10 protein-coding genes and 1 tRNA gene are annotated in these 8,295 nt (G+C 55.7%); all 11 read right to left on the minus strand.

From position 1 onward, the window contains the following. Positions 1–421, minus strand: a 421-nt coding sequence (locus VGK48_19090; protein ID HEY2383287.1) for a DNA-directed RNA polymerase subunit beta', incomplete at its 3' end; no start/stop codon positions are given. 113 nt (positions 422–534) lie between these two features. Further along, the gene (gene rpoB, locus VGK48_19095; protein HEY2383288.1) at positions 535–4,803 is read right to left on the minus strand and encodes a DNA-directed RNA polymerase subunit beta; all 4,269 of its coding nucleotides are present in this window, start codon (positions 4,801–4,803) and stop codon (positions 535–537) included. A gap of 159 nt (positions 4,804–4,962) precedes the next feature. Continuing rightward, positions 4,963–5,346, minus strand: a complete 384-nt coding sequence (gene rplL / locus VGK48_19100) for a 50S ribosomal protein L7/L12 (GenBank protein ID HEY2383289.1) — start codon at positions 5,344–5,346, stop codon at positions 4,963–4,965. A gap of 22 nt (positions 5,347–5,368) precedes the next feature. Further along, positions 5,369–5,896: a 50S ribosomal protein L10 gene (gene rplJ / locus VGK48_19105; GenBank protein HEY2383290.1), complete on the minus strand. Its 528-nt coding sequence runs from the start codon at positions 5,894–5,896 to the stop codon at positions 5,369–5,371. Between the two features lie 12 nt (positions 5,897–5,908). Then, entirely contained in the window at positions 5,909–6,604 is a 696-nt protein-coding gene (rplA, locus tag VGK48_19110) for a 50S ribosomal protein L1 (protein HEY2383291.1), read from the minus strand. Positions 6,605–6,607: 3 nt separating this feature from the next. Continuing rightward, entirely contained in the window at positions 6,608–7,036 is a 429-nt protein-coding gene (rplK, locus tag VGK48_19115; GenBank protein HEY2383292.1) for a 50S ribosomal protein L11, read from the minus strand. Further along, entirely contained in the window at positions 7,036–7,584 is a 549-nt protein-coding gene (gene nusG / locus VGK48_19120; GenBank protein HEY2383293.1) for a transcription termination/antitermination protein NusG, read from the minus strand. Before nusG ends, rplK begins: the two co-directional genes overlap by 1 nt. A 4-nt stretch (positions 7,585–7,588) precedes the next feature. After that, positions 7,589–7,870 carry a preprotein translocase subunit SecE gene (gene secE, locus VGK48_19125; protein HEY2383294.1) on the minus strand — a complete coding sequence of 94 codons (282 nt, stop codon included), beginning with the start codon at positions 7,868–7,870 and terminating at the stop codon, positions 7,589–7,591. Continuing rightward, positions 7,838–7,914 (minus strand) — tRNA-Trp (locus VGK48_19130). The genes secE and VGK48_19130 overlap by 33 nt, the downstream gene beginning before the upstream one ends. Positions 7,915–7,958: 44 nt before the next feature. Next, positions 7,959–8,108, minus strand: a complete 150-nt coding sequence (gene rpmG / locus VGK48_19135) for a 50S ribosomal protein L33 (protein HEY2383295.1) — start codon at positions 8,106–8,108, stop codon at positions 7,959–7,961. Between the two features lie 44 nt (positions 8,109–8,152). Continuing rightward, a partial coding sequence (tuf, locus tag VGK48_19140) for an elongation factor Tu (GenBank protein HEY2383296.1) occupies positions 8,153–8,295 on the minus strand: 143 nt, incomplete at its 5' end.

Raw genomic sequence — 8,295 nt, forward strand, 5'->3', positions numbered from 1 at the left:
CGAAATAGAGGACGCGCTCGAGCTCACGAAGCGACATGTCGAGGAGGTGGCCGATGCGGCTGGGCAATCCCTTGAAGAACCAGACGTGCGAGCACGGGCTGGCCAGCTCGATGTGACCGAGGCGTTCGCGCCGGACTTTTGAAAGCGTTACTTCGACACCGCACTTGTCGCAGATGACTCCGCGGTGTTTCATGCGCTTGTATTTTCCGCAGAGGCATTCCCAGTCCGTCACAGGACCAAAGATGCGGGCGCAGAACAACCCGTCTTTTTCCGGCTTGAATGTCCGGTAGTTGATGGTTTCCGGCTTGGTTACTTCGCCATGAGACCACGAGCGAATCTTTTCTGGAGAAGCCAGACTGATCCGGATGCTGTCAAAATCGGCGATGGACGCCGCCCGGTCGTAAGGATTCGATCTAATCAATTTAATTACCTCCTGACTGGAGGACCCTGAACGCGGGCTGAAGCCCGCAACTACATGCCTGGCGGAACATGCGCCGCTCGATGTAGCCGCGGCTCCAGCCCGCGTCAGAATCTCTACACAGTCGGTTTCCGCTTCATAAGTTCGACATCAAGGCAGAGGCTCTGCAGCTCACGGATCAAGACGTTGAAGGACTCCGGAACGCCCGGCTCCATCGCAGCTTCACCCTTCACGATCGCCTCATAAATCTTGGTTCGTCCGTACACGTCGTCGGACTTGGCTGTCAGCAGTTCCTGCAGGATGTGCGCGGCGCCGTACGCCTCGAGCGCCCACACCTCCATCTCTCCGAATCGCTGCCCACCGAACTGCGCCTTGCCTCCGAGAGGCTGCTGCGTAATGAGCGAGTAAGGCCCGATGGATCGTGCGTGGATCTTGTCGTCCACGAGGTGCGACAGCTTCAACATGTAGATGTAACCGACGGTCACTTCCTGTTCGAATGGGATACCCGTCATGCCATCGTAAAGACGAGTCTTGCCGGCTTTCGGCAGGTTCGCCTTTTCGAGCATGTTCTTGATTTCGGCTTCGGTGGCGCCGTCGAATACCGGCGTTGCGAACCACATGCCGAGCGCATGGGCCGCCCAGCCGAGGTGCGTCTCGAGAATCTGACCGACATTCATTCGTGAAGGCACTCCGAGAGGATTCAAAACAATTTCGACCGGTGTTCCATCGGGCAGGTACGGCATGTCTTCTTCAGGAAGAATCCTGGCAATGACGCCTTTGTTGCCATGGCGGCCCGCCATCTTGTCACCGACCGACAACTTGCGCTTCATGGCGACGTAGACCTTGACCAGCTTGATCACGCCCGGAGGCAATTCGTCGCCGCGCCGCAGCTTCGAAATCCGCTCCTCGTGGATCTTGCGCAGAACGTCGATCTGGCGCGTCGTCATTTCTTCGATTTCCTGGATCTGGTCGTGCGGAGTAGCGCCATCTTTGAACTTCAGTTTCAGCAGTTCGCGCAATGAGAGGTTCTCAATGACTTCGCTCGTCATCTCGGTTCCCTTTGCGACGATCTTGCGGCCTGTGCGTTCGTGGACCAGCTCGTTCGAAACGGCTTTGCCTTCCAGGAGCGCAACCAGTCTCTTGTTGCGCTCATCCGTAAGAATGCGGATCTCGTCACGCAGGTTCTTTTCCAGACGTGAGATCTCCATGTTCTCGATCAGCTTGGCGCGTTCGTCTTTTTCGGCGCCCTTGCGGGAGAAGATCTTGACGTCGACGACGATGCCTTCGATTCCCGGCGGACAGATCAGCGAAGCATCGCGGACATCGCCGGCTTTTTCGCCGAAGATGGCGCGAAGGAGTTTTTCTTCGGGCGTCAGCTGCGTCTCGCCTTTGGGAGTGACCTTTCCGACCAGCACATCGCCCGGCTTGACGTAGGCGCCGATCCGTATGATGCCGGCCTCGTCGAGATCCTTCAGGAAAGACTCGCTGACGTTCGGAATATCGCGCGTGATTTCTTCCGGACCGAGTTTGGTATCGCGCGCCTCAATCTCGAACTCTTCGATGTGGATCGAGGTGTAATAGTCATCCTTCACCAGACGTTCGGAGACCAGGATCGCGTCTTCAAAGTTGTAGCCGCGCCACGGCATGAACGCGACCAGGACATTGCGCCCGAGAGCGAGTTCGCCTTTTTCAGTGCACGGCCCGTCTGCGAGCACCTGCCCTTTCATGACGCGATCACCCTTGCGGACGATCGGTTTCTGGTTGATGCAGGTGTTCTGGTTCGATCGCTTGAATTTGGTCAGCGTGTAGATGTCGGCGCCGACTTCCCGCGAAAAGTGTCCATCTTCGGCCGACTCCACGCGCACGATAATCCGTTCAGAATCGATGGAGTCCACGGTGCCGGTGCGGCGGCAGATGATCACCGCGCCCGAATCCCGGGCGGTAATTTCTTCCATGCCGGTGCCGACGAGCGGAGCCGCCGTACGAAGCAACGGAACAGCCTGGCGTTGCATGTTCGATCCCATCAGGGCGCGGTTGGCGTCGTCGTTTTCGAGGAACGGGATCAAAGATGCGGCGACCGACACCAGCTGTTTCGGTGAAACGTCGACATAATCCACTTCGTTGCGATGTTTCAACACGAAGTTGCCGGCCTGGCGGACATTCACCAGTTCGTGCGTCAGCTTGCCGTTCTTGTCCATTTCTTCATTGGCCTGGGCGATGAGGTATTTGTCCTCCTCCCACGCCGACAGATAGAAGGAATACGGTATGAAGTCCGCGCGCTTCTTCTTGCGCGACTTCAGATCTTCGTTTTCCTCCTCGACACCCTCGCGTTCGACGTGCTCCGTGACTTTGAACTTCGAATCTCCGGAGCTGACGATGGTGACGTAATCGACAACGCGGCCGTTCTTCACTTTCCGGTACGGACTTTCGATAAAGCCGTATTCGTTGATGCGGGCATAGCAGCTCAGCGACGAGATCAATCCGATGTTCGGACCTTCCGGCGTTTCGATCGGGCAGATGCGTCCATAGTGCGTCGGATGGACGTCGCGCACTTCGAATCCGGCGCGCTCGCGGGAGAGACCGCCCGGGCCAAGAGCGGACAAACGCCGCTTGTGGGTGATTTCGGAGAGTGGGTTGGTCTGGTCCATGAACTGGGATAACTGGGACGACCCGAAAAACTCGCGCACTGCGGCGATGACCGGCTTGGCATTGATCAGATCATGCGGCATGGCCGTGACCATTTCCTGGTACACCGACATCTTTTCCTTGATCGCGCGTTCCATGCGCACAAGACCGATGCGGAACTGGTTCTCGAGCAGTTCACCCACTGCGCGGACACGACGGTTGCCGAGATGATCGATGTCGTCGACCTGGCCGATATTCTTGCGCAGCTTCAAAAGATAGGTAATGACAGCGTAGAAATCCGCCGGCTCCAGAATGCGTTTCTCGAGAGGAGTTGTCAGGTCCAGCTTGATGTTGAACTTCAGGCGGCCGACTTTCGAAAAGTCGTACTTCCGTGAATCGAAGAACATGCCTTCGAAAAGGGCGGTCGCGGTTTCGAGCGTCGGCGGATCACCGGGACGCAGCTTGCGGTAAATTTCGATCAACGCTTCCTGTGTCGTTTTGATGGTGTCCTTGCGGAGCGTCAAGCTGAGGACAACTCCAATGTCGTCGCGTTCCGGGAAAAACACCGGAAGCTCCGGGACACCCGCATCGATGATCTGCCGGATGGAGTTTTGCGTCAGCTCATTGTTGGTTTCGACAATGACTTCGCCGGTGCTCGTATCCACGATATCGCCGACGGCAAAAGCGTTTTCCAGGTCTTCCGGGTTGACTTCAAAGCGTTCAACCTTTGCCTGCTTGATGTGGCCCAGCACCGACTTCGTGATTTTCTTGCCGGCGTGAACCAGAACTTCTTTTGTCTTCGGATTAGTGATGTCCTTCGAGACTTTCAGGCCTTCGATGTTGTCGGATACATTCCAGAAAATCTTCTTGCCTTCAATCGTCAGACGGTCGGTTTTGTAGAACGCCCGGATGATTTCCTCATCGCTCTTCAATCCGAGCGCGCGAAGAAAGATGGTCGCAAGGAACTTGCGCTTGCGATCGATACGGACGTAAAGGATGTTTTTCGCGGTCTCGTACTCGAACTCGACCCACGACCCGCGGTAAGGAATGATCTTGCCGAGGAAATAACTTTTGCTCGGAGTGGATTCGAAAAAGACGCCCGGGCTGCGGTGCAACTGGCTGACGATGACGCGTTCGGTGCCGTTGATGATGAACGTGCCGTTCTCGGTCATCAGGGGAATTTCACCAAAGTAAACTTCCTGCTCCTTGATGTCCCGAATTGTCTTTGCTCCGGTATCCGGATCCTTGTCGAAAATGGTCAGACGAATGATGACCTTCAGCGGCGCGGCATAGGTCATGCCTCGTTCCTGGCATTCGGCGACGTCGTATTTGAGGTTGAGCTGAACCGGGTCACCGCACTTGTTGCAGAAGGTGACCTGGTTCTTATTCGTCGTGCCGCACTTGGGGCACATGACCGTCGGTTCGGATTGGAACGGATTCGTGGCGATGGTCGCGCCGCAGGATTTGCAGGTGCTGCGCAGGTGGTGCAGACCTTTCAGATTTCCGCACTTGCACTCCCAGTTGCCGATCGAGTAACTGATGAACTCGAGCGTCGAGACGCCGCGGAAATCTGAGATCGGGAAGACGGAGTTGAACACGGCCTGCAACCCGGTGTCTTCGCGTTCCTCGGGAAGCATGTTCATCTGGAGGAACCGTTCGTAGGAGTTTTTCTGTACCTCGATGAGATTCGGGATCTGGATGGCCGTCCGGATCTTGGAGAAATTCGTCCTCTCTCGTGAGGTGGTTTTGGTTTCCGCCATTTCGTTAATTGCTCCTAAAGAAATTACCTAAATGCAAATGGGCCGACCCGCGGGCGGACTACGCCCTTCAGGTCAGCACGTGATTTCCGAGAGGCAAATTCGGGGACAGACACCGAATTCTGCAATTCAAGAATTCGGTGTCTGTCCCCGAATTTGCCTCTACTTGATTTCGACAGTCGCGCCGGCTTCCGTAAATTTCTTCTTGATAGATTCAGCTTCGTCTTTGTTTACGCCCTCTTTAACGGCCTTGGGTGCGGCTTCGACCAGATCCTTGGCTTCCTTCAATCCAAGACTGGTGATTTCACGGACAACTTTGATTACGCCGATCTTATTGCCGCCAACCGCAGTGAGAACAACACTGAATTCGGTCTTTTCTTCGGCAGGCGCCGCCGCAGCGCCGCCACCGCCGGCCGCAGGCGCGGCGGCAACCGCGGCCGCAGCCGCGCTGACGCCGAACGCTTCCTCGATACCTTTGACCAGCTCAGACGCTTCGAGCAGCGACAATCCCTTGATTTCTTCGATGATGTTTTGAACCTTCGACATTTCTATCTCCTAATAACAGGAATTATTCGTGAAACTTATTCTGCTCGACCGCCTGCTTCATAACGACAGCCAGATTACGAGCAACACCGTTCAGCGCTACCGCGAGGCGCTGCGCCGGTGAGTTGATTAAAAAAAGCACTTTTGCGATGAGTTCCTCTTTTGAAGGCAGCGCAGCGATGCTGGCGATGTCGCCGAGGTTGATGACACGGCCTTCGACCATTCCGGCCTTGAAGACAAACAGCGGATTGGTCTTTGCATAAGCCGAGAGCGCCTTTGCCAGGGAGACAGGGTCTCCGGCGTTGTACGCGATTGCAGTCGATCCATCAAAAGACCTGGATACGCCTTCGGCCGCCGTTCCTTCGGCCGCCTTTTTTGCCAGAGTATTCTTGACGACGCGATAGCTGCTTTTGGTCTCGCGGATCTTCTGGCGCAACTCGGTGTCCTGCAACACGGTCATGCCCTGAAACTGCGCGACAAACAGATTTTTCGCCTGCTGCAGGTCCTTCTTGAGAGCCTCTAGTTCTTCCTTTTTGTTGCCTTTGGATTTCATGGATTCCCCTGCCTACTTTGCGTCCAGCGCGACCAGATCCAGATCCACGCCCGGGCTCATTGTGGACGCGATCGTGATGCGTTTAACGTATTTCCCCTTCAGAGCCGCGGGACGCGCCTTGATCACCGAATCGATCAACATCTGAGCGTTTTCACTCAGTTGATCTTTGGTGAATTCGATTTTGCCGACCGGCGCGTGGATGATACCGGTCTTGTCGACACGAAACTCCACCTTACCGGCCTTGACTTCTTTGATGGCTTTCGCGACGTCCGTGGTTACCGTGCCGATTTTGGGATTCGGCATCAGCCCGCGCGGACCAAGAACCTTACCGAGCCGGCCCACACCGCGCATCATGTCGGGCGTGGCGATGCAGGCGTCAAAATCGACCCAGCCGCCCGCGATCTTTTCGACGATATCGTCGCCGCCGACAATCTCGGCGCCCGCCTGTTCGGCCTCTTTAATCTTGTCGCCGGATGCAATGACGCAGACCTTCTTGGATTTACCCAGACCATGAGGAAGCACGACGGTACCGCGCACCATCTGATCGGCATGCTTTGGATCGACACCAAGACGCATGTGCACTTCAACGGTCTCATTGAACTTCGCGTAATGGACTTTCTTGAGGACGCCCATCGCATCCTCGACACTGTAGGGCCGCTCCTCGATCTCTTTCTTCGCCGCTTCGTATTTCTTCCCTGCTTTTGCCATAAGTTAAACGACCTCAATACCCATGCTTCGCGCAGTTCCCCTCACCGTCTGAATGGCGGCATCCAGGCTTGCCGCATTCAGGTCCGGCATTTTGAGGCGCGCGATGTCTTCGACCTGCTTCTTCGTAACGGTACCTACTTTGCTCTTGTTAGGTTCCCCCGATCCTTTCGCAATATTCGCAGCCCGCTTGAGCAGGATCGAAGCCGGGGGCGTCTTCGTAATAAAACTGTAGGAGCGATCTGAGTAGATCGTCACGACGACCGGAATGATCAAACCTTCCTGGTCTTTCGCCGACGTTTTCGCGTTGAACGCTTTGCAGAAATCCATGATGTTCACGCCGTGCTGGCCGAGAGCCGGACCGACCGGCGGAGCCGGCGTCGCCTTGCCGGCGGGAATCTGCAGTTTCACCTGTCCGATGACCTTCTTTGCCATTACGTTTTCTCCACTTGAAGGAAGTCGAGCTCCACCGGAGTCGACCGGCCGAAGATCGTGACCATGACCTTCAACGTGTTCCTGTCTGTATTCACATCATCGACAACGCCGGTGAAGCTCGCGAACGGACCGTCGATGATTTTGACGGTCTCGCCTTTTTCGAACGTCAACTTCGGCTTCGGCTTATCCGCGGCCGTCGAGACGCGATAGACGATCTGCTGAACTTCCTCGTCGCTGAGCGGTGTCGGCGTCTGGCCGGATCCCACAAAACCGGTCACGCGGGGCGTGTTTTTGACCAGATGCCATGCCTCATCGCTCGGGCCGCCCTTTTCCGTGGTTTCCATCTCCACCAGAACGTAGCCGGGATAAAACATCTTTTGCGAAACGACGCGCTTCCCGCCGCGGACCTCGACGACTTCCTCGGTCGGAATCAGGACATTGTGAATTTCGTTGTCCAGATTGAACGCCTTAACGCGGCTCCGCAGGCTTTCCGCAACCTTGCGCTCGAATCCCGAGTAGGTGTGAATGATGTACCAAAGCTTCGACACTGGACTAGCCTCCGGTCGTGACGCCATAATGTCTCAGGACCCAGTTCAATGCCTGCCCCAGGATCGTATCGACAACGAAGAAGAACACGCCGAAAATGGCAACCGCAACCATGACAACGATCGTCGTGCTGATCACTTCCTGGCGATTCGGCCAGGAAACCTTCTTCATTTCGCTACGCGTCTCGGCGTAGAATTGTTTTGCCGTCTCTGTCCAGCTTTTAATTGTTTCTGCCGCGTTCATTTTGAAAATAGCTGGCAGGCCAGGAGGGATTCGAACCCCCAGCATCCGGTTTTGGAGACCGGCGCTCTACCAGTTGGAGCTACTGGCCTGCATTTTGTTAAAAGACCATCCAATGATTGTACCAGATTTGAAGTTACTTCGTCTCTTTATGCACGGTGTGATGCCTGCAGCGAGGACAAAATTTCTTCATTTCCAGGCGTTCCGTGGTCTTCTTCTTGTTCTTGTTGGTTGAGTAGTTTCGTTCTTTGCAGTCCGTACACTGCATGGTAATGATGTCACGCATAGCTTTTTATTTTGTGCCTTTTGTGGCTGATCTTCCTGCGGCCCTCAGGCAATAATCTCCGCAACCGTACCGGCGCCGACCGTACGTCCGCCTTCACGAATGGCGAACCGCAGCCCCTTTTCCAACGCCACCGGCGTGATCAATTCGATCGCCAGGCTCACATTGTCCCCCGGCATCACCATCTCCA

This window comes from Terriglobia bacterium (genome assembly GCA_036496425.1).
Classification (GTDB): Bacteria; Acidobacteriota; Terriglobia; order 20CM-2-55-15; family 20CM-2-55-15; genus 20CM-2-55-15.